Here is a 22,068-nt window from a genome sequence, read left to right as displayed (position 1 = left end):
CCGGAGAAACAATGTCCGCACTCACCCCGCGCCCCATCCCGCAGTCGATCGACGAGACGCTCGACCTTCTGGCCAATGGCGACTACGTGGCCGACCGGGCGCTCGCCACCGTGCTCTTCCTGGCCCTGAAGATGAAGCGGCCCCTGTTCCTGGAGGGCGAGGCGGGCGTCGGCAAGACGGAGATCGCCAAGGTGCTGGCCGCCTCCCTCGGCCGCCGCCTCATCCGGCTCCAGTGCTACGAGGGGCTCGACGTGTCCTCGGCCGTCTACGAGTGGAACTATGCCGCCCAGATGATCGAGATCCGCATGGAGGAGGCGACGGGCACGGCCGACCGCGACATCATGGAGCACAACGTCTTCTCCGAGAAATACCTGATCCGCCGCCCCGTCCTGGAGGCGCTCTCCGGCGGCATTGACGCTGCCCCCGTCTTCCTCATCGACGAGCTCGACCGCACGGACGAGGCCTTCGAGGCCTTCCTTCTGGAAATCCTCTCCGACTACCAGGTGAGCGTGCCCGAGCTCGGCACCATCCGCGCCGACGAGCCGCCCATCGTTATCATCACCACAAACCGCACGCGCGAGATCCACGACGCGCTGAAGCGCCGCTGCCTCTATCACTGGGTGGATTATCCCGATGCCGAGCGCGAGCTCGAAATCGTCCACCGCAAGGTGCCCGAGGCCAACCGCCGCCTTTCCGAGGAGGTGGTCCACTACGTGCAGAAACTGCGCGAGATCGACCTTTTCAAGGTGCCGGGCGTGGCCGAGTCCATCGACTGGGCGAGCGCGCTCACCGAACTCGACAAGGTCGCGCTCGACCCCGAGACCGTCTCCGACACGCTGGGCGTTCTGCTCAAATACCAGGACGACATCGCCCGGCTGCAGGAGGGCGAGGGCGCAAAGATCCTGAGCGAGGTCAAGGCCGAGCTGGAAGCCGCGGGCTGAGGTCATGGCCGCCGGCAGCAAGCAACGCCGAAAAAGCGCCGACCCGGAAGGGCGGCTCGCCGACAACATCGTCTTTTTCGCCCGCGCCCTGCGCAAGGCGGGCCTGCGCGTCGGACCGGGCGCCGTCACCGACGCCATCGAGGCCGTGCTGACGGCCGGCATCGGCACGCGCGAGGATTTCTATTGGACTTTGCACGCCGTTCTCGTGAAGCGGCACGAGGACCACGCCGTCTTCGACGAGGCCTTTCGCCTGTTCTGGCGCTCGCGCGAATTGATCGAGAAGATGCTGGCCATGCTCTCACCGGTCGCCCCGGACCGGGCCGAGAAGGAGAAGCCGCGCGCCGGCGAGACCCGGGCCAGCGAAGCCTTCCGCAACGACCGCCGCGACCCGCTCGCGCGCAACGAGGAGATCGAACTTGACGCGCGCCTCTCGCTGTCTGCCAGCGAGGTGCTGCGCAACAAGGACTTCGCGCAGATGACGACGGAGGAGCTTGTCGCAGCGCGGCAGGCGATGGCCGCACTCGTCATGCCGCACGACCTCGTCGCCACCCGCCGCTTCCGTCCCGATCCGCGCGGCGGGCGGATCGACCCGCGCGCCATGATGCGCTTCGGCTTGCGCACTGGCGGCGACCTCATCCTGCCGCGCTTCCGCAGCCCGCGCCGCGTGCACCCGCCGCTCGTCGTCCTTGCTGACATCTCCGGCTCCATGAGCCAGTACACGCGCGTCTTCCTGCATTTCCTGCACGCGCTGACGGAAAAGCGCCGCCGCGTGCACTCCTTCGTCTTCGGCACCAGGCTCACCAACCTGACGCGCCAGCTGCGCCACCGCGACCCCGACGAGGCGCTGGCCGAATGCGCGAATGCCGTGCAGGACTGGTCCGGCGGCACGCGCATCGGCGAGGCGCTTTTCACCTTCAACCGTCTGTGGTCGCGCCGCGTGCTCGGGCAGGGGGCAACGGTGCTCCTGATCACCGACGGGCTGGAGCGCGACGATATCGAGAGGCTCTCCCACGAGATGGAGCGGCTCAACAAATCCTGTCGCCGCTTGATCTGGCTCAACCCGCTCCTGCGGTTCGAGGGTTTCGAGGCCAGGGCGCGCGGCGTAAGGGCCATGCTGCCGCACGTCGACGAGTTCCGCCCCGTCCACACGCTGGAAGCGCTGGAGGACCTGTGCCGGGCGCTCTCCACCCCGCCGCCGCGCGGACGCATGAGAGCGATGACCGTCGAGGGTCTTGGCAACCGCCTGTCCGCGTGACCATATTGGAGTGGGTCTGGCACATGCCGGGATTTCGTGTGGAGATGTCGGCGAGCGGTCCTTCCCACTGCTTCCAGCCCGGTCTCTCAACCGCACTCACAGGAGGCGAAAGATGCTCGATCAGACGCAAAGCGGCGAGCCGCTCGACCCGCTGATGGCCGCCGAGGACTGGATGAAGGAGGGCCGCGACGTGGCCATCGCCACCGTGGTGGAAACCTGGGGCTCGGCCCCGCGGCCCGTGGGCAGCCATCTGATCATCGACGGGGAGGGGCATTTCGAGGGCTCCGTCTCCGGCGGCTGCGTCGAGGGTGCCGTGGTGGCGGAAGCCGCCGACGTTCTCTCCGACGGCAAGCCGCGCATGCTGGAGTTCGGCGTCGCCGATGAGACGGCCTGGCAGGTCGGCCTCTCCTGCGGCGGCCGCATCAAGGTCTATGTCGAGCGGCTGGGCTGAGCCATGGACCCCTATGCCTTGAAAAAACTCAATCAATGCCGGCGCGAACGCCGCGCGGCTCTCCTCGTCACCAACCTCGACGACGGGCGCGACCGGGTGGTGGTCGAGGGCGATCCCGTTGCCGGGCCGCTGGGCGAGGCGGTGGAGAAGGCGTTCCGCTCCGGCAAGTCCGCCACGATGGAAGTCGACGGCCGCACGTTCTTCCTCAACGTGCACCTGCCGCCGCCGCGGCTCGTCATGGTCGGCGCCGTCCACATCAGCCAGGCGCTGGCGCCGATGGCGCGCATGGCCGGCTTCGACGTCCACATCATCGACCCGCGCACGGCCTTCGCCTCGCCGGAGCGCTTTTCCGGCGTGCGGCTCGACGCCGAATGGCCGGAGGAGGCGCTGGCAAGGAGCCCGCTCGACGCCTATTGCGCGCTCGCCGCGCTCACCCACGATCCGAAGATCGACGATCCGGCGCTGAAGGCCGCGCTCGATGCCGGCTGCTTCTATGTCGGCGCGCTCGGCAGCCGCAAGACCCACGCAAGGCGCGTGGAGCGGCTGACGGCGGCGGGTGTCCCGTCCTCCGCGATCGAGCGCATCCACGCGCCCATCGGCCTTGCCATCGGTGCGGCAAGCCCGCCGGAGATCGCCGTCGCGGTGCTGGCGGAGATCATCGAAGCCCTGCGCTCGCGCGGGCTCGAAGCACGGAAAGGCGAGGCGGCGTGAGGTTCGGTCCCGTAGCAATCGAAAAGGCGGAGGGCGCCATTCTCGCCCACGCCACCGCTGCTGGCGACAAGCGCCTGCGCAAGGCGCATCGGCTGACGGCCGACGATATCCGCATGCTGCGGGAGGCGGGCGTGCGCGAGGTGATCGCCGCCGTCCTCGATGCGGGCGACCTTGACGAGGATGCCGCCGCCCACCGCATCGCCGCCGCCCTTCATGCCGCCCACGTGGAAGCCCGCCCGCCCGCCACCGGGCGGGTGAACCTGCATGCGTCCGAGGCGGGTGTCTTCCTCGTCGAAAGGGCGGTCATCGACGCCATCAACGGCATAGACCCGGCCATCACCATCGCCACGCTGGAGCCCTTCGCCACGGTCGAGGCGGGGCAGATGGTGGCGACGGTGAAGATCATCCCCTTCGCCGTGCCGGAAAACCTGGTGGCGCAGGCCGAGACGGCTTGCGCGGCGCGCGAGGCCTTTTCCGTAAAACCCTTCGCGCCGCACCGCGTCGGTCTCGTGCAGAGCGTCCTGCCGGGCGTCAAGCCGAGCGTGCTCGACAAGACCGCCCGCATCACCGAGGCCCGCCTTGCCCGCTCGGCAAGCCGGCTGACCGGCGAGGACCGGCCGCCGCACGAGGAGGAGCGCGTCGCCGCCGCCATCCGCGCGCAGATTGCCGATAACGACATGATCCTCGTCTTCGGCGCCTCCGCCGTCTGCGACGAGGATGACGTCATTCCAGCCGCCATCCGCCGCGTCGGCGGCACGGTCTCGCGCGTCGGCATGCCGGTCGATCCCGGCAACCTGCTCGTCGTCGGCACGCTCGACGGTAAACCGGTTCTCGGCGCGCCGGGCTGCGCCCGCAGTCCCAAGCTCAACGGCTTCGACTGGGTGCTCGACCGCCTCGTGGCGGGACTTCAGGTAAGCCCGGAGGAGATCGCCAGCATGGGCGTTGGCGGCCTTCTCATGGAAATCCCCACCCGCCCGCAACCGCGCGAGGTGGCCGCGAAGCCGGCGCCGGCCAAGGTTTGGGCGGTGCTCCTGGCCGCCGGCCAGTCGCGCCGGATGGGCGCGGAGAACAAGCTACTTGCCGATTTCGCGGGAGAGACGCTGGTGCGCCGCACGGCGAAACGCGTGGCGGAGAGCAGGGCGGCCGGCGCGGTCGCCGTCTTGGGCCACGAGGCCGAAGCGGTCTCGCAGGCGCTTTCCGGCCTCGACCTCAGGCAGGTGAAGAACGAGGATTTCGCCACCGGGCTCGCCAGCTCGCTGAAGGCCGGCATCCGCGCGCTTCCCCCATCCGCCGCCGGCGCACTGGTGGCGCTGGCCGACATGCCGGAGGTGACCACCGCCGATTTCGACCGCCTGATCGAAGCCTTCGTGAAAGCCGGCGGCCAGGCGATCGTGCGCGCCACCCACGGCGGAAAGCGCGGCAATCCCGTGATCCTGCCGCGCGTCCTGTTTGCCGAGGTCGAGCGCCTGGAAGGCGACACCGGCGCACGCCACATCATCGAAAGCGCCCCGCTGGAGGTGATCGACGTGGAGCTCGGCGCGGCGGCGAGCCTCGACGTGGATACGCCGGAGGCGCTGCAGGCCGCCGGCGGCGTGCTCGAGGGGCGGTAGTGGCGCTATCGTCTTTGTTCAGCTTCGCCGGACCCCCACCCTCAATCCCTCCCCTCAAGGGGGAGGGAGGCAGGCCGAGCACGGCATCGTCCCCCTCCCCCTTGAGGGGAGGGGTGAGGGGTGGGGGTATCGTCAAGGACTCAGGACCCATATGCGATAGCCCTGGGGCTGAGGGGGGCGAAGGCCGTTTGCGCCGCCGTCTCCTCCCAACTCTCCTCTGCCTCGTTTCCATCCTCCTCGCCACCCCCGTCGCAGCCCTCCAACTCGCCCCCTTCAAGGACCGGCTCTTCACCTACCCCCAAACCCTCGAGACCCGCGACAACGGCGCCTACCGCGTAATCGACTACCGCGAGCTCCGCGACATCAACCAGCGCGATGCCGTGCCGGAGCGGCAGGTCAGGGGCCGCTATGTCAGCACTGACATCCGCCGCCTGCAGCAAGACCTCGCCGCCGATACGAAGGCCGGCCCCCTGCGCCATTTCGCCGTTGGCCGTCCGGCCCACCCGCGCATTATCACCATCTATCTGCATGGTCAGGGCGGAAACCGGCACCAGGGGGTGAACGACTTCACCTTCGGCGGCAATTTCAACCGCATAAAGAACCTGATGGGCCGCAACGGCGGGCTCTATCTGTCGCCGGACGTGTCCGATTTCGGCGACAAGGGCGCGGCGAAGGTGGCCGCGCTCATCTCTCACTACGCCGCGCGCTCCCCGGAAGCGCCGGTCTTCCTTGCCTGCGGCTCCATGGGCGGGGCGCTGTGCTGGCGGCTTGCCCGCGACCCGGCGCTGGCGCCGCGGCTCGGCGGCCTTCTCTTGTTGGGCTCCATGTGGGACGATGATTTCATCGAATCGGAAGCCTTCCGCCGCCGCGTGCCTCTCCTCATCGCCCACGGCAGCCGCGACACGGTTTTCCCCATCGAAAGGCAGGAGGCCTTCTATCGCGCGATCGGTGCCGCGGCACCCGGCTATCCCGTTCGCTTCGTGCGCTTCGAGACCGGCACCCACGGCACGCCCATCCGCATGACCGACTGGCGCGAGACGCTCAACTGGATGCTATCGGTCAGGCGCTAGAGAGGTATCGGCGCCCCTTCGTGCCCCTCACGGTGTGCTGTAGTAGTCGACCAGCAGTTCCGGATTGACCTCGCCGTCGTAGGAAGCGTCGGCCTCGTATTTCACCAGCGTGAAGACGCCGGAGCGGAAGAGCCAGATGCCGGAGGCGGAGGCGTCGCCCAGACCGCGCCACTTGGCGCTGGAGGTGATCTCAAGCGTGTCCGGGTCGAATTCCGAGTTCACCAGCAGGTCGTCGGACGTATAGCCGATGATCCGCATCTCCTCCACGGCCCCCTCCATGTCGTCGTTCTCATATCGTATGTCGAGCTCCGGCGTGGCAAAGCGCAGCGGCAGGAGCTGTCCGCGCCCGTCGGTCATCAGATAGGCGTGGGTCTCGTTGTAGGCGCCGACGTTGCAAAAGAAGCGGAACATATGGGCCTCGTGCGGCGGCGTGTCCTCTTCTTCGTAGGCGTAGTTGTAAGGGATGACGTGGTGCTGCGGTTCTTCCGGCGCGTCGGCGCCCGTCCGGCACTCATCGCCATAGAGCGTGGCGAAGATCTTCTTGGCCTCTTCGAACAGGATATTGCCTTCCTCCTGCGGCGGTGCGTCGCCACAGGCGGGCGGCAAGGCATCGCGCGGCGGGCCGTCGGCCGGCGAAAGATGCGCCTCCTCGATGTGAAGCGGCGTGAAGGGCGTCGTCTGCACCAGCGGGTCGGCGAGCCTCAGCGTGTAGCAGCCGGCGAACACCTGGTCCTCACCGCTCGCGTCCTGCGCCAGGATGGCGACGGGCAGGGCGTAGTAGACGCTGCCGGCGGCGCCCTCCCGGCTCGCAAGGCCGGCCACCACCTCCACGCTCTCGGTATCCGCGTAGCCGGCGGCGTAGTCCTCCAGCGTCTCGGCCGGCGGCGTCGAGAAATAGGCGTAGGCGCGCGCATATTCCTTGCGGTTGATTGCGTTGTAGAGCGAGCGGACCAGCGCTTCCGGGCTCGACCGGTCGTCCAGATAGGCGGGCTCGGCGGCAGTCGGGGGAGGGCCCGGCACCAGCCAGAAAGAGGCCATGGCCGCGACAAGGAGAAGTGGCTTCATGGATGCTGCTCCGGGTCATGTTTCATCCGTCCGCTCCTGTCGACCATAGCACGGGCGGCCGAGGTTTGAACCGGGAGCAGGCGGTCTTCCAAAGGCTAAAATAAATGTGCGGCTGGAAGACCTTTTTTAACGCCAGAAGCTTAGCCTCAACTCCTCGATCGGTACCTCAACGGGCGGGGATGGAGGTCTCATGGCACCGCGCGCGCCGCGCGACTTCGCGAATATGCTGGACGAGCTTCTGGCCGAGCACGGCCGCGAGCCGGACCGGGCCCATCTCGTTTCGGTAGACTATCTCTCGGTCGCCGAGGAACTTTACTCCGGCCGGATCAGGTTTTCGGAAGACATGATCGAGGCGGCCTACCGGACGTTTGCGGATCAGGGTCCGGCAAAGCCGGCGGCCAAAGCCGTGGAGCCGGAGCCCTCCGTCGATCCCGACGACATCGCCCGCGAGCTCGGCCTCGGCAAACGGGCCAAGCCGAAGGAGCTCGACCGGCTGCGCCGCGACTTCGCCTTCCGCAACCATCCCGACCGCGTGCCCGAGCACTTGCGCGCCCGCGCCATCATCCGCATGCAGGTGGCCAACATGCTGATCGACGACGCCAAGCGCGGCCGCTTCAGGCGTAAAAAGGCATGAGCTTGGCGCGGCCCAGCCAGCGCGAAAGAAGCAGCACCGAGACCACCGCAAGCCCGGTGAACAACCCGAGCCAGATGCCGACGCCCTGATAGCCGAAGGGGAAGGCGAGGACGACGCCGAACGGCAGCCCGATGCCCCAATAGCCGACGGCGGCATAGACCATCGGCACCGTGGTATCGTGCAGCCCGCGCAGCATGCCGCTCGCCACCGCCTGCGCCCCGTCGGCGATCTGGAACAGCGCGGCAAGCGCCAGGAAGGTGACCGCCATGGCGATGACCGGCTGGTTCTCCGGTGCCTGAAGGTCGAGGAACCCGGCGATCAGCAGCCGCGGCGCGGAAAGCATGAGAAGCGCCATCGCCGCCATGAAGCTCACCCCCATGACGAAGGCCGTCCAGCCGGCGCGGGTGACGGCGTGCGCGTTCTGCGCCCCGAAGGCGCGGCCGACGCGCACCGTCACCGCCTGGTTGAGCCCCAGCGGCACCATGAAGCTGACCGAGGCGATCTGGATGGCGATGGCATGGGCGGCCAGCGCCACGGCGTCGATGAGGCCCATCAGGAAGGCCGCGGCGTTGAAGATCGACACCTCGAAGGTAAGGATGGCGGCGATCGGCAGGCCGAGCTTCAAAAGCCCCATGAAGCGCGGCCAGTCCGGCCGCCAGAAGCGGCCGAAAAGCCGGTAGCGCCGGAAATTGCGGTCGAGCGAGACAACCGCGACGAGGCCGCAAAACAACAGGAGGCTCGAAAGCGTCGTGGCGATGCCGGCGCCGACGATGCCGAGGGCGGGAAAGCCCAGATTGCCGAACATCAGGCACCAGTTGGCGAGGACATTGAAGCCGACGGCGAAGAAAGCCACCACGAGCGCCCAGCCCGGCCGCTCGAGCGCCGAGATGAAGGAGCGCAGCACGATGTAGCCGAAGAAGGGAAGCACCGCCCATTGCAGCGCCCGCATGTAGCTTGCGGCCAGCGCGGCAAGGTCCGGATCCTGGCCCATGGCAAGCAGGATCGCCTCGCACTGCCAGAGGAAGAGCCAGACCGGCAGCGACACGGCGATCGCCATCCACAGGCCCTGGCGCGCCGTGCGCCGCACCTCGCGCAGCGAATGCTGCTTGCGCCCGAGCGCGCTCGCCATCATCGGCGAGGTGGCCGCCAGAAGGCCGATGCCGAAGATCACCGGCAGGAAATAAAGATTATGGCCGAGCGTGCCGGCGGCGAGCGCGGCCGGCGACAGGCGCCCCATCATCATGACGTCGGTGACGTTCATGGCGGTCTGGGCAAGGTTGGTCATGACCATCGGCCAGGCGAGCGCCAGCGTGGCGCGCGCCTCGGCAAGCCAGGAATTGACCGTCGGCGCTCCCGCGCCGGAAGCCAGCACAGACATGACCCGGACTTTCCCGTGGATGGTTGCCGCCGTTCGTGCCGCGGCAAAATGGGGCGCAATTCGCCCCCTAATGGTCTGACCCAAACAGATGGTATCCATCTGTTTGGAAAAGTCAGCCCACAAGCTATTAAGCTGGTGGGGCGATTTGTCCTGACAGATGGGTACCATCTGTCAGGATCGCACCACTAGCCGCTTTTATCGGTTTCCGGCAAGCAAACAAGTCAATTTCTGTTGTGCCAGTATGCAGTTCGATTGATGGGTCGGGCGGCCGCAGGGCGTTGGCGCGGCACGTTTGCTCGCTTATAATGGCGCTCTCCCTCGGGCGTCCGCCCGCTTTCAACCACCGGAGAAGCCCCATGGAAAAGCGCCGCCTTGGCCGCACCGATCTCCTCGTCTCGAAAATCTGTCTCGGCACCATGACCTGGGGCGAGCAGAACACGGAGGCCGAGGGCCACGCCCAGATGGACTACGCCTTCGAGAAGGGTGTGAACTTCCTCGACACGGCCGAGCTCTACCCCATTCCGCCCAAGGCGGAGACGCAAGGGGCGACGGAGCGCATCATCGGCACCTGGATGAAGGCGCGCGGCAACCGCGACAGGATCGTGCTGGCCTCCAAGGTGGTGGGCCGTACGGCGAACCCGTGGTTCCGCGGCGGACGGTCCTCGAAGCTGGTGCGCGCCGACATCATGGACGCCATCGATAAATCGCTGGAGAGGCTGCAGACGGAGTACATCGACCTCTACCAGATCCACTGGCCGGACCGGTCGATCCCCTGGGGCTCCAACCCCACGCGGGTGACGGGGAAGGCGGAGCGCCACCCCGGCGAGACGCCGATCGAAGAGACGCTGGCCGTCTTCGACGACCTCGTAAAGGCCGGCAAGATCCGTCATCTCGGCCTGTCGAACGAGAGCACGTGGGGCCTCATGCGCTTCATCGCCGAGGCGGAGAAGGGCACCGGCCCGCGCATCGCCTCGCTGCAGAACGCCTATAACCTCGTCAACCGCACCTTCGAGGTGAACCTCGCCGAGGCCTGCGCGCGCGAGGATGTGAGCCTCCTTGCCTATTCACCGCTGGCACAGGGATACCTGACCGGCAAATACGACCACGGCGCGCTGCCCAAGGGCTCGCGCAAGGAGCTTTTCGACCGGCTGCAGCGCTACGAGAAGCCGGGGGCGGCGGAAGCCTTCCTCGCCTATAACGAGCTCGCCCGCTCCTTCGGCCTCACGCCCGCCACCTTCGCCAACGCCTTCGTCGTTTCCCGGCCCTTCCTGACCGCCAACATCATCGGCGCCACCACCATGGCCCAGCTCAAGGAAGCGGTAGCCTCGGCCGACGTCGCCTGGACGGAGGAGATGCAGGCGGCGGTCGACGCCCTGCACCAGAAGGTGGGCAATCCCTGTCCGTAGGGCGGCAGCATCCGGTCAGGGACCGGTCGGCGCCCCTATAGCCTTTTCCCCCACCCATGTCGGAAACCCTCCCCCTCCTTCGTCCTCGGTGCATTGAAGCCGGCGGACGCCGGAGGAAGAGGGAGACCGAAATGATCAAGAACACGCTTATCGCCATCACGATCGCCACCACGGCCTTCGCCGCCGTGCCCGCCATTGCAACTGCCGAGGAGGGAAAGACGACCATGCAAGCACAGGCCACCAAGCCAGAGCCCGCCAGAAGCGGCCATGTCGAGGCCAATGGCGTCAATTACTACTTCGAAATCCACGGGAAGGGCGAGCCGCTCCTGCTGCTCCACGGCGGGCTCGGAACGCTCGACATGTTCGGCCCCGTTCTGCCGGCGCTCGCCGCCGGCCGCGAGGTCATCGCCGTCGACCTGCACGGCCACGGCCGCACCCAGCTCGGCGACCGCGAGATCGACCTGATCGACATTGGCGACGACCTGGCCGTGGTGATCGAGGAACTCGGCTACGAAAAGGTCGACGTGCTCGGCTATTCCTTTGGCGGCGGCGCCGGCTTCCGCTTCGCCGTCCAGCACCCTGAGATGGTGCGCCGGCTGGCGCTGGTCTCGGCCGGCTTTGCCCAGGAAGGCTTCTATCCCGAGATGCTGCCGCAGCAGGCTCAGGTGGGCGCCGGGATGGCCGAGATGATGAAGGATACGCCCATGTACCAGTCCTACGCGGCGGTGGCGCCCGACGTCTCGGAGTTTCCGAAGCTGCTCGACAATATGGGCGCGCTCATGCGCAAACCTTACAATTGGGCCGAGGACGTGAAGACGCTGAATATGCCGGTGATGCTCGTCTTCGGCGACAGCGACATGTACCGCCCCGAGCACATCGTCGAGTTCTATCAGCTTCTGGGCGGCGGGCTCCGCGATGCCGGCTGGATGCGCGAGAACATGTCGCAGAACCGGCTGGCCATCATCCCCAACCGCACGCATTACGACATCTTCTTCGGCCCCGAAATCGTCCCCACGGTCCTGCCCTTCCTCAACGGCGAGACGGACGTGAAGAGCTGGGCCGATCACGTGGAGGAGGGGCAGTAGGCCCCTCCCTCTCTCCCCGCCCCATCCGGTTTCCGGCAATGCGGCCGTTGCAGGCACAAGGCCCTGAACTCAGGTTAACGCGGCGCCAATCACCCCACCGCTTTCCTTGTCGCGGACGTTTGCCGGGTGTATCCTTCCCCCTCGACTGACCAGCAGGCGGACTGACGTGGCGCTGGTCTCGCAAAGGACGGCACATGCCGCCTTTGCCTGCGATTCCCGTCGGCCGCTTCCGCCGTGCTTGCGCGGCGATGTGACCGGGAAAGGATGAGGTCATGGGTATCGCGATGACAATGCAGGAATATCTGAAGGACAACCACGTCCCGTACGATATCGCCAAGCACAACAAGACCAGCAATTCCGAGATGACGGCGCGGGTGAGCCATGTGCCCAACACCGCGCTCGCCAAGGGCGTGGTGCTGAAATGGGACAGCAGCTACATTCTCGCCGTCCTTCCCGCCTCGCGCCGGGTGGACCTCAAGAAGGTACGCGACATCGTCGGCGAGAAAGTGGAGCTGGCGAGCGAGGAGGAAGCGGCCGCGCTGTTCCCCGACTGCGATGAGGGCGCGGTGCCGATCTTCGGCGCGCCCTACCATCTGCCCTGCGTCATCGACGAGGGGCTGGAGGTGAGCGGCGACGTGTACTTCGAGGGCGGCGACCACCGCACACTGGTGCATGTCAGCCACGACGGCTTCGAACGGCTGATGTACGGCATGCCGCGCGGGCACATCAGCGGCTGAGGGCTGCGGCACGCCCGCACCCTGGCACTGCCCGGATACGGAAAACCTGGCGCTGCGGGCGCGAAGGCGCCCTCAGCCACCCTCAAGCCGCGCCGCGCTGGTGGCGGCCTTCGGCGATCTCTTCGGTAAGCTTGCGGCAGAAGGCGTCGAGATCGCCCGGGTGGCGACTGGTGACGAGGCCCTCATCGGTGACGACGTCCGCATCCTCCCACCTGCCGCCGGCGTTGATCACGTCGGTCTTGACGGAGTGATAGGAGGTCAGGCGGCGGCCCTTGGCGATGCCGGTCTCGACCAAAAGCCAGGGAGCGTGGCAGATCGCGCCGACGATCTTGTTGTCGGTCCAGAAGCTCCTTATGAAATCGAGCGCCTTCGGTTCCACGCGGAGGAGATCGGGGTTGATCTGGCCGCCGGGCAGCACGATAGCGTCGTAGTCGGCGGGGCGTGCCTCCTCGAGCGTCTTGTCGACCGTCACCGTGTCTCCCCAGTCCTTCTTGTCCCAGCCCCTGATCTCGCCCGCCTCCGGCGATACCACGTGAACCCCCGCGCCCGCCTCGCGCAGCTTTTTCAGCGGCACCTCCAGTTCGGACTGCTCGAAGCCGTGGGTGGCGAGGACGGCGATGCGCTTGCCGGAAAGATGGTGCATGGCGTTCTCCCTTGTTTCGAGGTCTGGCTGCCCAACGGAGAGGGGGAGGGGTCTGTTCCTGGAGCATGATCCCGAAAAGTGGATATCGGTCTTCGCAAAAGATCATGCTCAAACAAGGAAAGAGATCATGATGCCATTTCAGCGAAAAGGCATCGTGGTCTCGACAGGCAGAGAACGCCGCGCGCCGCACGCCGCCCGGCGAATATTTTTCAAGAGCCGCCTTGCTTTAAAACCGAAAGCGCTTATCTAAGCCCTATCGATCTTGCTTGCTAAGCTCTGCTGTCGCCTCCGGGCGTCTCGACGAACTTCCTTCAAAATCGATCTGAACCGTTCGCCGTGCTTAAGGCGCGGTGAGCAAATGCCGTGACCGATTGAAAGGAAATCGTCATGAACACCGGAACCGTAAAGTTCTTCAATTCCACCAAAGGCTTTGGCTTCATCCAGCCGGATGATGGCGGAACGGACGTTTTCGTCCACATCTCCGCCGTCGAGCGTGCCGGCCTCGGCACCATCGTGGAAGGCCAGAAGCTGAGCTTCGACGTCGTCAGGGACAGCCGCTCGGGCAAGAATGCCGCGGACAACCTGCGCGCCGCGTAAAGCGTACCCATCTCGATCCGTGACCACGGATGTACTGGCACGGGTCTTTGAGATGAGAGGAAAGGTCGGGCAACGCCCGGCCTTTTTGCTTTTCAGGCATCGAAAAGGACGAACCACATGACTCAAGCCATCACCAAGGACACCCTCTTCCGGCCCACCCGGCCGAACGCCGCCACCAAGGCGGACATCACCGACCGCACCGCCCGCGCGATCATCGACGCGGAAGCCGCACGCCGCGAGGCCAAGACCGAGCGCCTGAGGCAGGCCCGCCTTGAAATGGAAGCACAGCAGCCGAAGCCGGCGCCGGCGAAGGCGAAGGCGCGCAAGACGGCTGTGAAGGCGGGTGGAGCACGCCGCGCGGGGTGACTGCCCATCCGTGGGCAGTCGTCGCAAACGGTCACGCCACCTTTTGCTCCGCCAGTGCTCTGGCCGCCGCCTCCGGCTCCATCGCAATGACGCGCAGAAACGCGCGGCTCGTCTGGTCAGGCTCGGAGCGCCCCTGTTCCCAGTCGCGCAGTGTGCCGAGCGGGATGTGATAGCGGGCGGAAAATTCCTGCTGCGTCAGCCGCAGCGCCCGGCGGATGACCGCAACGCGCGGCATGCGCTTCATTGCCGATAGGGCGGTGGCGTCGAGCGGCGGATTGTCGGGATCGGACCGGGCGCTGGCCTTGGCCTCATGGTCCGTCATTTCGGCAAGGCGCTTCCAGTCTGTTCTGTCAGCCATCTTTTCCGCGCGTGATTTACGCCTCCACATACTCCGCCAGACTCACGGGATCCGGCACCGGAAGCCCATCCTCTCGCAAGCCTTCTATGTGAAAGCGGATGGCCTCGCGGATTTCGTTTTCCACTTCCGCGACGGTCGCGCCGGTGGCAATGCAGCCCGGCAAGTCGGGCACATAGGCGGAATAGTTCTTCCCGGCCTTCTCGATAACCACGGCATAGCGCATCTCATCGCTCCTTGAGCCCGGCCTGTTTCAAGATGCTATTTAAGGTGCCGGGCGCGACATCGTCAGATGGTTTGCCGGCCACGGTGACGCGGCCGGCCTTGTTGTGATGCCTATATTGGCGATGGCTGCCCTTGGTTGCAACCTGATACCAGCCATCTTGCTCGATCAGGCGAATGATATCGCGGACCTTCATGTAGAAAAAGCCTCCCTGCAATGTCCGAGAACATCATAGGGAGGCCCATGGTCTGGTCTGTCACGTTTCCGGCTCAACTACACCCTGACGTAGCCCCACACGTATCGCACTTCTCACAAGTCCCGTTCCGCACCATCGTGAAGTTCTGGCACTCCGAGCACATGTTCCCCGTATACCCCTGCGCGATGGCTTGTTGCCGCCTGTGCGTCTCCACCTTTTTCGCCTCGGCCGCCTCTTCCGCCGCCTCGTCGGTGAAGAGCGCGTTCGTGTCCCCGGCCGCTTCCTCGGCGAGCTCCTTCGCCCGCTCCTCGTAGTCGCGGCGGAAGGCGGTGGCTTCTTCGCGGAGTTCGGCGACGACCGGCTTCAGCGCCGTCACCGTGCCGCCCGGGGAGATGGCGCGGACGTTGGAGGCCGCGCGCGCCGTGGGGGCGCCGCCGGAGGCTTCACCCTTGGGCTCCGTCTTGCCCACCACTTTGAAGGGGGCGGCGCCCCGGGTGAGCCCCTTGGAGAAGGGGGTCGCCTTGCCCTCGCTGATGCCGCGGCCGAGCGTCGTGTTGGTGAAGTCCGACGTGTCCACATGGGCAAGGTCGGTGCGGCCGAGATAGGAGACCGCAAGCTCGCGGAAGACATAGTCGAGGATCGAGGTGGCGTTCTTGATGGCGTCGTTGCCCTGGACGATGCCGGCCGGCTCGAACTTGGTGAAGGTGAAGGCGTCGACATATTCCTCGAGCGGCACGCCGTATTGCAGGCCGATCGAGATGGCGATGGCGAAGTTGTTCATCATGGCGCGGAAGGCGGCGCCTTCCTTGTGCATGTCGATGAAGATCTCGCCGATGCGCCCGTCGTCGAACTCGCCGGTGCGCAAATAGACCTTGTGCCCGCCGACCACGGCCTTCTGGGTGTAGCCCTTGCGGCGGTTCGGCAGCTTCTCGCGCTCGCGCACCACGCGCTCGATGACGCGCTCGACGATCTTCTCCGTCACCTGCGCGGCCTGGGCGGCGGTGGGGGCGGAGACCAGCTCCTCCACCAGGTCGTCGGCGTCCTCCTCGTCGTCGGCAAGCAGCGAGGCGTTGAGCGGCTGCGAGAGCTTGGAGCCGTCGCGGTAGAGCGCGTTGGCCTTCAGCGCCAGCTTCCAGGAAAGCATGTAGGCTTCCTTGCAGTCGTCGACGGTCGCCTCGGTGGGCATGTTGATGGTCTTGGAGATGGCGCCGGAGATGAAGGGCTGCGCGGCCGCCATCATGCGGATGTGGCTTTCGACCGAGAGGAAGCGCTTGCCGATCTTGCCGCACGGGTTGGCGCAGTCGAAGACCGCCAGGTGCTCGTCCTTCAGGTGCGGCGCGCCTTCCAGCGTCATGGCGCCGCAGATGTGGATGTTGGCGGCCTCGATCTCCTGCCTGGAGAAGCCGACAGCCGGCAGCACCTCGAAGGAGAAGTCGTCGAGCTGCTCCTGGGTGAAGCCGAAGGTCTCCTTCAGCCAGTCCGCGCCCAGCGTCCACTGGTTGAAGACGAACTTGATGTCGAAGGCCGACTTCAGCGCCTCGTTCAGCGTCTTGATCTTGTCGTCCGGAAAACCCTTGGCCTTGAGCGTCGTCGGGTTGATGCCGGGCGCCTGGTTCAGGTCGCCGTGGCCGACGGCATAGGCCTCGATCTCGGCGATCTGGGCCTCCGAGTAGCCGAGCGTCCTCAGCGCCTCGGGCACGGCGCGGTTGATGATCTTGAAATAGCCGCCGCCGGCGAGCTTCTTGAACTTGACCAGCGCGAAGTCGGGCTCGATGCCGGTGGTGTCGCAATCCATGACGAGGCCGATCGTGCCGGTCGGCGCGATGACGGTCGCCTGCGCGTTGCGGTAGCCGTGCTTTTGCCCAAGCTCCAGCGCCCGGTCCCAGGCGGCCCTGGCATGCTCCACGAGGTCGGCCTGCGGGCAGTCTTCCGCCTTGATCGGCACCGGGTTGACGGCGAGATCCTCGTAGCCGCCCGTCTCCCCATGGGCGGCGCGGCGATGGTTGCGCATGACGCGCAGCATCGCTTTCGCGTTGCGCTCATAGTCGGGGAAGGGGCCGAGCTCGCCGGCCATCTCGGCGCTGGTCGCATAGGCAACGCCCGTCATGATGGCAGTCAGGCTGGCGCAGATGGCGCGGCCCTCGGGCGAATCGTAGGGGATGCCGGAGGTCATCAAGAGACCGCCGATATTGGCATAGCCCAGCCCCAGCGTACGGTACTCGTAGGAGAGCTTGGCGATCTCCTTCGACGGGAACTGCGCCATCATGACGGAGATTTCCAGCACCATCGTCCACAGCCGCACCGTGTGCTCGTAGGCGGCGATGTCGATGGTCCCGTCCTTTTGCCGGTACTGAAGCAAGTTCATGGACGCAAGGTTACAGGCCGTGTCGTCCAGGAACATGTATTCCGAGCACGGGTTCGACGCGCGGATGGGCCCGGCCGCCGGCGAAGTGTGCCAGTCGTTCATCGTCGTGTTGAAGTGCAGGCCCGGATCGGCCGAGGCCCAGGCGGCGTAGCCGATCTTCTCCCAGAGATCGCGCGCCTTCAGCGTCTTGGCCACCTTGCCGTCGATGCGGTTGATCAGCGTCCACTCGCCGTCGTTCTCGACGGCGCGCAGGAAGTCGTCCTTCAGCGATACGGAGTTGTTGGAGTTCTGGCCCGAGACGGTGAGATAGGCTTCCGAATCCCAATCCGTGTCGTAGGTCTTGAACTCCATCTTCGTGTAGCCCTGGCGCGCGAACTGGATGACGCGCTTGATGTAGTTCTCGGGCACCGCGTTCTTCTTGGCCGCCTTCACCTCGCGCTTGAGCGCCGGGTTCTTGGCCGGCTCGAAGCAGTCGTCATTGTCGCCCTGGCAGTTGACGCAGGCCTTCATGATGGCTTCGAGGTGCTTCTTGACGATCTTGGAGCCGGTGACGAGGCTTGCGACCTTCTGCTCCTCCTTCACCTTCCAGTCGATGTAGTCCTCGATATCCGGGTGGTCGACGTCGACGACCACCATCTTGGCGGCGCGCCGCGTCGTGCCGCCGGACTTGATGGCCCCCGCCGCGCGGTCGCCGATCTTCAGGAACGACATCAAGCCCGACGACTTGCCGCCGCCCGAAAGCCGCTCGCCCTCGCCGCGCAGGTGCGAGAAGTTGGAGCCGGTGCCCGAGCCATACTTGAAAAGCCGTGCCTCGCGCACCCAAAGGTCCATGATGCCGCCGTCGTTGACGAGGTCGTCGCCGACGGACTGGATGAAGCAGGCATGCGGCTGCGGGTGCTCGTAGGCCGACTTCGACTTCGTCAATTTGCCCGTAAAGGGGTCGACGTAATAATGGCCCTGGCCGGGGCCGTCGATGCCGTAGGCCCAGTGGAGCCCGGTGTTGAACCATTGCGGCGAGTTGGGCGCCACGCGCTGGGTGGCGAGCATGTAGCAAAGCTCGTCCATGAAGGCCTGGGCGTCGGCCTCCGTATCGAAATAGCCGCCCTTCCAGCCCCAGTAGGTCCAGGTGCCGGCCAGCCGGTTGAAGACCTGGCGGGCATCGATCTCGGAGCCGTAGCGCTCCTCCTCGGGCAGTTCGGCCAGGGCCTCCTCGTCGGCCACCGAGCGCCACAGGAAGGAGGGGACGTCGTTCTCCTCGACCTTCTTCAGCCGCGCCGGCACGCCGGCCTTGCGGAAATACTTCTGCGCCAGGATGTCGCTGGCGACCTGGGAGAACCGCGCCGGCACGTCGATGTTCTCCAGCCGGAAGACGGTGGAGCCGTCCGGGTTCCTGATCTCGCTCAAGGCCTTGCGGAAGGCGATCTCCGCGTAGGGGGACTGGCCTTCCTTGGTGAACCGACGTTCGATGCGCATCTTAGCCCTCTTCAATTCCTATATATAGCGTCCTTCACGGGGCGATGCTCATCACATCTGCCCCGGCGGACGCCGTGTCCGCCGCATGCCGCCGTGCCTCGTGTCACGGCGGTTCTCCAACACCCGATCCCCATCCCGCCCGCTCGGCATTGCCGCCCGGGCAAGGGTCCCGCCGGGGAATCCGGCTGGTCCATTCTGACGCTTCCTGTGGTTGTTCTCCGAATGGAGAATTCTCACATTATTTAGTGCCAAGCATCGCTGCAATCACTAAATATAGTATTAACAGCTTGCTTACGCCACCCTCGGCACCAGCGCCCCCGTCGCCTTTCTCGAAAAAAAACGCCCTCCTTCCGCCCGTGGCGACAACGGGCGGATGCGCAAACGCGACAACAGATTGGAAAACTGACCGACTAGTGGACTTTCCGGCCGCGCCTCGCAAAAAGAGGCACGGCGCCATTAAAAGGCGACTCGTTTTCCCCCGTCAAGGATTCGTTTCTTATAAGTTTTGTGACCGCTATATGTTGTGTGTCACGCATGTGGATATCGGGGAGATCGCCGGCTTTTTCGTGAAGGCGAGGGCCTTCCCGCCGATATCCGCTCCGTGGCGGGGCCCCCGCACCTCGCCCCACACCATGCCACGCCAGCCCATCCCGCCACGCAACCGCGCCTTCGCCCCGGCGCGTGGCGCGCCCCTGTCAGCATCTGTCAGGAATATTTTCCTACACCCCTTTCACGCCTCGCCCGACCCGTGCGATAATCCCGCGCTTGAAGAAAGGAGGCGGCGATGGACGGGAGTGCGGCAATCGAGCAAGATCGCGTGGCTCTGAAGCGCATCGTGGCTTCGCTCGTGGCCATGGCCGGGCTGGCCGTGGGGCCTGATGGCGAGGCGCCAGCCGAAGGCGAGCTGCAAAGCACACTGCCTCGCCATCTCTGGCGCGCCATCCTCAGCCTGCTGCGCCCGGCCGAGGCCGCCGCGCGGCGGCTGGTCATCGCGGCCGCGCGGGGCCTGGTCGTCTCTCTGCCGCCGCCGCGCGAACAGGGGCAGAGGCCCGCGACCTCGGCGCCGTTCCTGCGCAGCCTCGGCATCGCCGTGATGGCCTCGCCCGCCGACCTGTCCGCCGCAGCGCGCAGAGCGAAGGCGGAAGCCAGGCGCGCCGCAGCAAGCGCCCGTCCGCGAACCTTGAGCCTGCCGCTCTTCGACCCGCTGCGGCTTTCCCTGAGCCCCGGGCTTGCCGAAGGGGGCCGCCATGGGCCTGTGCGCGCTGTCCCGCGCATCCTGTTTCCCGGCCTCATCGAGCCGTCGCCCCTGCCGCGGCCGCCCTCGCGCGAGGATCCCGTCAGCGCGGCGTGCCTTGGCCGGCGGCTGGCGGCGCTCACAGCCGCCCTCGACGATCTGCCGGGGCAGGCCATGCGCTTTGCCCGCTGGAAGGCGCGCCGCGATCTGGGGCTTACGCGCCGCGTCGCACCGCTGCGCGGCGGCCGGCCGCCCGGCGGCCGGCTCGCCCGCTTCGAGCCGACAGGCTACCGCCTCCGCAACGTGCGCGAGGTCGACGAGATCCTCGTGCACGCCCATTCGCTGGCCGTGGAGGCGCTGGAGAGCCCCGATACGTCGTGAGGCGGGCGGCGCGTTCGGAGAGTCGGGCATTTTGGCCGCCCGTCTTCTCGGTTCTTTGACATAGCCCGGCTTCGTATGAAGCGCGGCAACGGATAAGCGTGCCTTCGCTTCGGCGCCACCTTTCGGAAGTGCGTGCCAGCGCGCTCGATGCGCCCCGTCCCTAGCTACCCGAACGCGTCGAGGAACAGGAAAATGCCGCCGGCGAGCGCCGCCGCGGCCGGTACTGTGGTTATCCAGGCGGCGACGATGGTGCGCACGTGCGCCCGGCGCACCAGCTTGCGGCGGACGATTTCCTCGCCCGAAATGCCGGCGGCCCCGTTCTCCTCGTTTTCGAACAGGACATGGAACGGTCCGATTTTGCTGCCCGCCGGGCTGCCCGCCGCCCGGACGTTCTTCACCTTCAGCCCCTTGCGCTCCAGATAGGCGCGGCGGCGTTTGGAGCGGGCGGTATACCATTCGCGGAAGAAACCGACACCGAAGACCGCGCCCACGGCCGTATGGGTGGAGCTTATGGGCAGGCCGAGGCCGGAGGCGATGATCACGGTGATCGCCGCCGACAGCGCCACGCAGAAGGCACGCATGGGGTTGAGCTTGGTGATCTGCTCGCCCACCATGCGGATGAGCTTCGGCCCGAACAGCACAAGGCCAAGCGAAATGCCGAAGGCGCCGATCACCATAACCCACAGCGGAATGGTCACCGTGGTGGTCACCGCGCCCGCCTCCGCGGTGAAGACGATGGCGGCCAGCGGCCCCACCGCGTTGGCCACGTCGTTGGCGCCGTGGGCGAAGGACAGAAGGGCCGCCGAGATGACCAGCGGCAGTTTGAACAGGCGGCGGAGCGACTGGTTGCGGTTCTCCATGCCTTCCGATTCGCGGCGCACATGGATGCGGGCCAGCACCCAGACGAGCGCAAAGGCGCCGATGCCGAGGGCTGCGATCGCGCCATTGTCGATGCTCACCACCTTCTTCAGCCCCTTGGTGGCCAGATAGGCGGTAAAGGCGCCCGCCATGATGGCGATCAGCAGCGGCACCCAGCGGCGCGCGGCGGTGATCTTGTCGTCCTGATAGATGATCGCTGTCTTGACGAAGGCGAGGAAGAGGGCGGCGATAAGGCCACCCATGACGGGCGAGACGACCCAGCTTGCGGCGATCTGCGCCATGGTGGGCCAATGGACGGTGGAAAAGCCGGCCGCGGCGATGCCCGCACCCATGACGCCGCCGACCACCGAGTGGGTGGTGGAGACGGGTGCGCCGATCCAGGTCGCAAGGTTCACCCAAAGGGCGGACGAGATGAGGGCGGCCATCATCGCACGGATGAAGATGTCCGGGCTTGCCACGGAGTCCGGCGCGATGATGCCCTTGGAGATGGTGCTCACCACGTCGCCGCCGGCGATCAGCGCGCCGGCGGTCTCGAAGATGGCGGCGATGACAAGCGCGCCGGTAAGCGTCAGCGCCTTGGCGCCGACGGCGGGACCGACGTTGTTGGCAACGTCGTTGGCGCCGATGTTGAGCGCCATATAGGCGCCGATGGCGGAAGCGGCGATGATGATGATGGCGCGCGGCTCGCCGATCACGTAGACGGAGGCGAAGACGGCGGCCAGCGCCAGGAAGAGAAGGCCGAGCCCCGGCGCCACGAGGCCGCGCGCGACAAGGCTCGTCGCCTCCTCGACGTGGACCAGCTTGTCCAGGTCCTTGTCGAGGGTGCGTTTTCTCACTCTGGCGGTGCTGTCGGTCGTCGAGGCCATCTCAGGTTCCAGCGGCCGTTGGCGTCTTGCTACCGCAAAGCGCTCCAGGCATCGAATGGTTCCCCCGAACAGCCTTTACGCTGCACGGATACAGACCGCGTAGGCAAAGCGGGAGGCCGGCACAAGTATCGGGACGACATTAACCGT

21 protein-coding genes are annotated in these 22,068 nt (G+C 66.4%); 13 read left to right on the top strand and 8 right to left on the bottom strand.

The window, feature by feature from the left end:
• Nucleotides 1–11: 11 nt before the first annotated feature.
• The 6 genes from GPJ75_RS21870 (at nucleotide 12) to GPJ75_RS21845 (ending at nucleotide 6,038) form a co-directional block, all read left to right on the top strand.
• Nucleotides 12–941, top strand: coding sequence for an AAA family ATPase (locus GPJ75_RS21870; protein ID WP_163271313.1), 930 nt, complete (start codon nucleotides 12–14; stop codon nucleotides 939–941).
• Between the two features lie 4 nt (nucleotides 942–945).
• Nucleotides 946–2,196 (top strand): vWA domain-containing protein, encoded by a 1,251-nt coding sequence (locus GPJ75_RS21865; protein ID WP_163271311.1) that lies wholly within the window; start codon nucleotides 946–948, stop codon nucleotides 2,194–2,196.
• 112 nt (nucleotides 2,197–2,308) lie between these two features.
• Nucleotides 2,309–2,647 (top strand): XdhC family protein, encoded by a 339-nt coding sequence (locus tag GPJ75_RS21860; RefSeq protein ID WP_163271309.1) that lies wholly within the window; start codon nucleotides 2,309–2,311, stop codon nucleotides 2,645–2,647.
• Between the two features lie 3 nt (nucleotides 2,648–2,650).
• The gene (locus GPJ75_RS21855; protein ID WP_163271307.1) at nucleotides 2,651–3,358 is read left to right on the top strand and encodes an XdhC family protein; all 708 of its coding nucleotides are present in this window, start codon (nucleotides 2,651–2,653) and stop codon (nucleotides 3,356–3,358) included.
• The gene (locus tag GPJ75_RS21850; RefSeq protein WP_163271305.1) at nucleotides 3,355–4,968 is read left to right on the top strand and encodes an NTP transferase domain-containing protein; all 1,614 of its coding nucleotides are present in this window, start codon (nucleotides 3,355–3,357) and stop codon (nucleotides 4,966–4,968) included. Before GPJ75_RS21855 ends, GPJ75_RS21850 begins: the two co-directional genes overlap by 4 nt.
• 188 nt (nucleotides 4,969–5,156) lie before the next feature.
• The gene (locus tag GPJ75_RS21845) at nucleotides 5,157–6,038 is read left to right on the top strand and encodes an alpha/beta hydrolase (protein ID WP_163271303.1); all 882 of its coding nucleotides are present in this window, start codon (nucleotides 5,157–5,159) and stop codon (nucleotides 6,036–6,038) included.
• Nucleotides 6,039–6,065: 27 nt separating this feature from the next.
• On the opposite strand, the gene GPJ75_RS21840 is transcribed toward GPJ75_RS21845, so the two are convergent.
• Entirely contained in the window at nucleotides 6,066–7,103 is a 1,038-nt protein-coding gene (locus GPJ75_RS21840) for a DUF1176 domain-containing protein (protein ID WP_246249199.1), read from the bottom strand.
• Between the two features lie 190 nt (nucleotides 7,104–7,293).
• Between GPJ75_RS21840 and GPJ75_RS21835 the strand changes: the two genes are divergently transcribed.
• Complete coding sequence (locus tag GPJ75_RS21835; protein ID WP_163271301.1) at nucleotides 7,294–7,737, top strand: hypothetical protein; 444 nt, start codon at nucleotides 7,294–7,296, stop codon at nucleotides 7,735–7,737.
• Here GPJ75_RS21835 and GPJ75_RS21830 read toward each other — a convergent pair.
• The gene (locus tag GPJ75_RS21830; RefSeq protein ID WP_163271299.1) at nucleotides 7,718–9,115 is read right to left on the bottom strand and encodes an MATE family efflux transporter; all 1,398 of its coding nucleotides are present in this window, start codon (nucleotides 9,113–9,115) and stop codon (nucleotides 7,718–7,720) included. The two genes, GPJ75_RS21835 and GPJ75_RS21830, sit on opposite strands and share 20 nt — an antisense overlap.
• Before the next feature lie 356 nt (nucleotides 9,116–9,471).
• On the opposite strand from GPJ75_RS21830, the gene GPJ75_RS21825 reads away from it, so the two are divergent.
• The 3 genes from GPJ75_RS21825 to GPJ75_RS21815 all read left to right on the top strand — a co-directional run bounded on the left by GPJ75_RS21825 (nucleotide 9,472) and on the right by GPJ75_RS21815 (nucleotide 12,343).
• Nucleotides 9,472–10,521 carry an aldo/keto reductase gene (locus GPJ75_RS21825; protein WP_163271297.1) on the top strand — a complete coding sequence of 350 codons (1,050 nt, stop codon included), beginning with the start codon at nucleotides 9,472–9,474 and terminating at the stop codon, nucleotides 10,519–10,521.
• 131 nt (nucleotides 10,522–10,652) lie between these two features.
• Nucleotides 10,653–11,606 (top strand): alpha/beta fold hydrolase, encoded by a 954-nt coding sequence (locus GPJ75_RS21820; protein ID WP_163271295.1) that lies wholly within the window; start codon nucleotides 10,653–10,655, stop codon nucleotides 11,604–11,606.
• Between the two features lie 272 nt (nucleotides 11,607–11,878).
• Nucleotides 11,879–12,343 (top strand): aminoacyl-tRNA deacylase, encoded by a 465-nt coding sequence (locus GPJ75_RS21815; protein ID WP_163271293.1) that lies wholly within the window; start codon nucleotides 11,879–11,881, stop codon nucleotides 12,341–12,343.
• Nucleotides 12,344–12,425: 82 nt separating this feature from the next.
• On the opposite strand, the gene GPJ75_RS21810 is transcribed toward GPJ75_RS21815, so the two are convergent.
• Nucleotides 12,426–12,986: a type 1 glutamine amidotransferase domain-containing protein gene (locus tag GPJ75_RS21810; protein WP_163271291.1), complete on the bottom strand. Its 561-nt coding sequence runs from the start codon at nucleotides 12,984–12,986 to the stop codon at nucleotides 12,426–12,428.
• A gap of 387 nt (nucleotides 12,987–13,373) precedes the next feature.
• On the opposite strand from GPJ75_RS21810, the gene GPJ75_RS21805 reads away from it, so the two are divergent.
• Nucleotides 13,374–13,583, top strand: a complete 210-nt coding sequence (locus GPJ75_RS21805; RefSeq protein WP_163271289.1) for a cold-shock protein — start codon at nucleotides 13,374–13,376, stop codon at nucleotides 13,581–13,583.
• Between the two features lie 117 nt (nucleotides 13,584–13,700).
• The gene (locus GPJ75_RS21800; RefSeq protein WP_163271287.1) at nucleotides 13,701–13,949 is read left to right on the top strand and encodes a hypothetical protein; all 249 of its coding nucleotides are present in this window, start codon (nucleotides 13,701–13,703) and stop codon (nucleotides 13,947–13,949) included.
• 31 nt (nucleotides 13,950–13,980) lie between these two features.
• Here the strand turns inward: GPJ75_RS21800 and GPJ75_RS21795 are convergent, their stop codons facing one another.
• From GPJ75_RS21795 to GPJ75_RS21780, 4 genes are all read right to left on the bottom strand, one after another.
• Nucleotides 13,981–14,307: a helix-turn-helix domain-containing protein gene (locus GPJ75_RS21795; RefSeq protein WP_163271285.1), complete on the bottom strand. Its 327-nt coding sequence runs from the start codon at nucleotides 14,305–14,307 to the stop codon at nucleotides 13,981–13,983.
• A gap of 16 nt (nucleotides 14,308–14,323) precedes the next feature.
• Nucleotides 14,324–14,530, bottom strand: coding sequence for a type II toxin-antitoxin system HicB family antitoxin (locus tag GPJ75_RS21790; protein WP_163271284.1), 207 nt, complete (start codon nucleotides 14,528–14,530; stop codon nucleotides 14,324–14,326).
• Nucleotide 14,531: 1 nt separating this feature from the next.
• Nucleotides 14,532–14,723 carry a type II toxin-antitoxin system HicA family toxin gene (locus GPJ75_RS21785; RefSeq protein ID WP_163271283.1) on the bottom strand — a complete coding sequence of 64 codons (192 nt, stop codon included), beginning with the start codon at nucleotides 14,721–14,723 and terminating at the stop codon, nucleotides 14,532–14,534.
• A 73-nt stretch (nucleotides 14,724–14,796) separates the two neighbouring features.
• Entirely contained in the window at nucleotides 14,797–18,561 is a 3,765-nt protein-coding gene (locus GPJ75_RS21780; RefSeq protein WP_163271282.1) for a vitamin B12-dependent ribonucleotide reductase, read from the bottom strand.
• A gap of 784 nt (nucleotides 18,562–19,345) precedes the next feature.
• Here GPJ75_RS21780 and GPJ75_RS21775 point away from each other — a divergent pair.
• The gene (locus tag GPJ75_RS21775) at nucleotides 19,346–20,176 is read left to right on the top strand and encodes a hypothetical protein (protein WP_163271281.1); all 831 of its coding nucleotides are present in this window, start codon (nucleotides 19,346–19,348) and stop codon (nucleotides 20,174–20,176) included.
• Between the two features lie 164 nt (nucleotides 20,177–20,340).
• On the opposite strand, the gene GPJ75_RS21770 is transcribed toward GPJ75_RS21775, so the two are convergent.
• Nucleotides 20,341–21,921, bottom strand: a complete 1,581-nt coding sequence (locus tag GPJ75_RS21770) for an inorganic phosphate transporter (RefSeq protein WP_163271280.1) — start codon at nucleotides 21,919–21,921, stop codon at nucleotides 20,341–20,343.
• Nucleotides 21,922–22,068 lie beyond the last annotated feature (147 nt).

This window comes from Chelativorans alearensis (genome assembly GCF_010993735.1).
Lineage (GTDB): Bacteria > Pseudomonadota > Alphaproteobacteria > Rhizobiales > Rhizobiaceae > Chelativorans > Chelativorans alearense.
The sequence above is the reverse complement of the archived record's forward strand: the minus strand, read 5'-3'. Positions and strand labels throughout refer to the sequence as shown.

Excerpts from the sequence above, each read along its gene's own strand:
- GPJ75_RS21870 (WP_163271313.1), top strand. The coding sequence starts at position 12 with ATGTCCGCACTCACCCCGCGCCCCATCCCGCAGTCGATCGACGAGACG.
- GPJ75_RS21865 (WP_163271311.1), top strand. The coding sequence starts at position 946 with ATGGCCGCCGGCAGCAAGCAACGCCGAAAAAGCGCCGACCCGGAAGGG.
- GPJ75_RS21860 (WP_163271309.1), top strand. The coding sequence starts at position 2,309 with ATGCTCGATCAGACGCAAAGCGGCGAGCCGCTCGACCCGCTGATGGCC.
- GPJ75_RS21855 (WP_163271307.1), top strand. The coding sequence starts at position 2,651 with ATGGACCCCTATGCCTTGAAAAAACTCAATCAATGCCGGCGCGAACGC.
- GPJ75_RS21840 (WP_246249199.1), bottom strand. The coding sequence starts at position 7,103 with ATGAAGCCACTTCTCCTTGTCGCGGCCATGGCCTCTTTCTGGCTGGTG.
- GPJ75_RS21835 (WP_163271301.1), top strand. The coding sequence starts at position 7,294 with ATGGCACCGCGCGCGCCGCGCGACTTCGCGAATATGCTGGACGAGCTT.
- GPJ75_RS21830 (WP_163271299.1), bottom strand. The coding sequence starts at position 9,115 with ATGTCTGTGCTGGCTTCCGGCGCGGGAGCGCCGACGGTCAATTCCTGG.
- GPJ75_RS21825 (WP_163271297.1), top strand. The coding sequence starts at position 9,472 with ATGGAAAAGCGCCGCCTTGGCCGCACCGATCTCCTCGTCTCGAAAATC.
- GPJ75_RS21820 (WP_163271295.1), top strand. The coding sequence starts at position 10,653 with ATGATCAAGAACACGCTTATCGCCATCACGATCGCCACCACGGCCTTC.
- GPJ75_RS21815 (WP_163271293.1), top strand. The coding sequence starts at position 11,879 with ATGGGTATCGCGATGACAATGCAGGAATATCTGAAGGACAACCACGTC.
- GPJ75_RS21810 (WP_163271291.1), bottom strand. The coding sequence starts at position 12,986 with ATGCACCATCTTTCCGGCAAGCGCATCGCCGTCCTCGCCACCCACGGC.
- GPJ75_RS21805 (WP_163271289.1), top strand. The coding sequence starts at position 13,374 with ATGAACACCGGAACCGTAAAGTTCTTCAATTCCACCAAAGGCTTTGGC.
- GPJ75_RS21800 (WP_163271287.1), top strand. The coding sequence starts at position 13,701 with ATGACTCAAGCCATCACCAAGGACACCCTCTTCCGGCCCACCCGGCCG.
- GPJ75_RS21795 (WP_163271285.1), bottom strand. The coding sequence starts at position 14,307 with ATGGCTGACAGAACAGACTGGAAGCGCCTTGCCGAAATGACGGACCAT.
- GPJ75_RS21790 (WP_163271284.1), bottom strand. The coding sequence starts at position 14,530 with ATGCGCTATGCCGTGGTTATCGAGAAGGCCGGGAAGAACTATTCCGCC.
- GPJ75_RS21785 (WP_163271283.1), bottom strand. The coding sequence starts at position 14,723 with ATGAAGGTCCGCGATATCATTCGCCTGATCGAGCAAGATGGCTGGTAT.
- GPJ75_RS21780 (WP_163271282.1), bottom strand. The coding sequence starts at position 18,561 with ATGCGCATCGAACGTCGGTTCACCAAGGAAGGCCAGTCCCCCTACGCG.
- GPJ75_RS21775 (WP_163271281.1), top strand. The coding sequence starts at position 19,346 with ATGGACGGGAGTGCGGCAATCGAGCAAGATCGCGTGGCTCTGAAGCGC.
- GPJ75_RS21770 (WP_163271280.1), bottom strand. The coding sequence starts at position 21,921 with ATGGCCTCGACGACCGACAGCACCGCCAGAGTGAGAAAACGCACCCTC.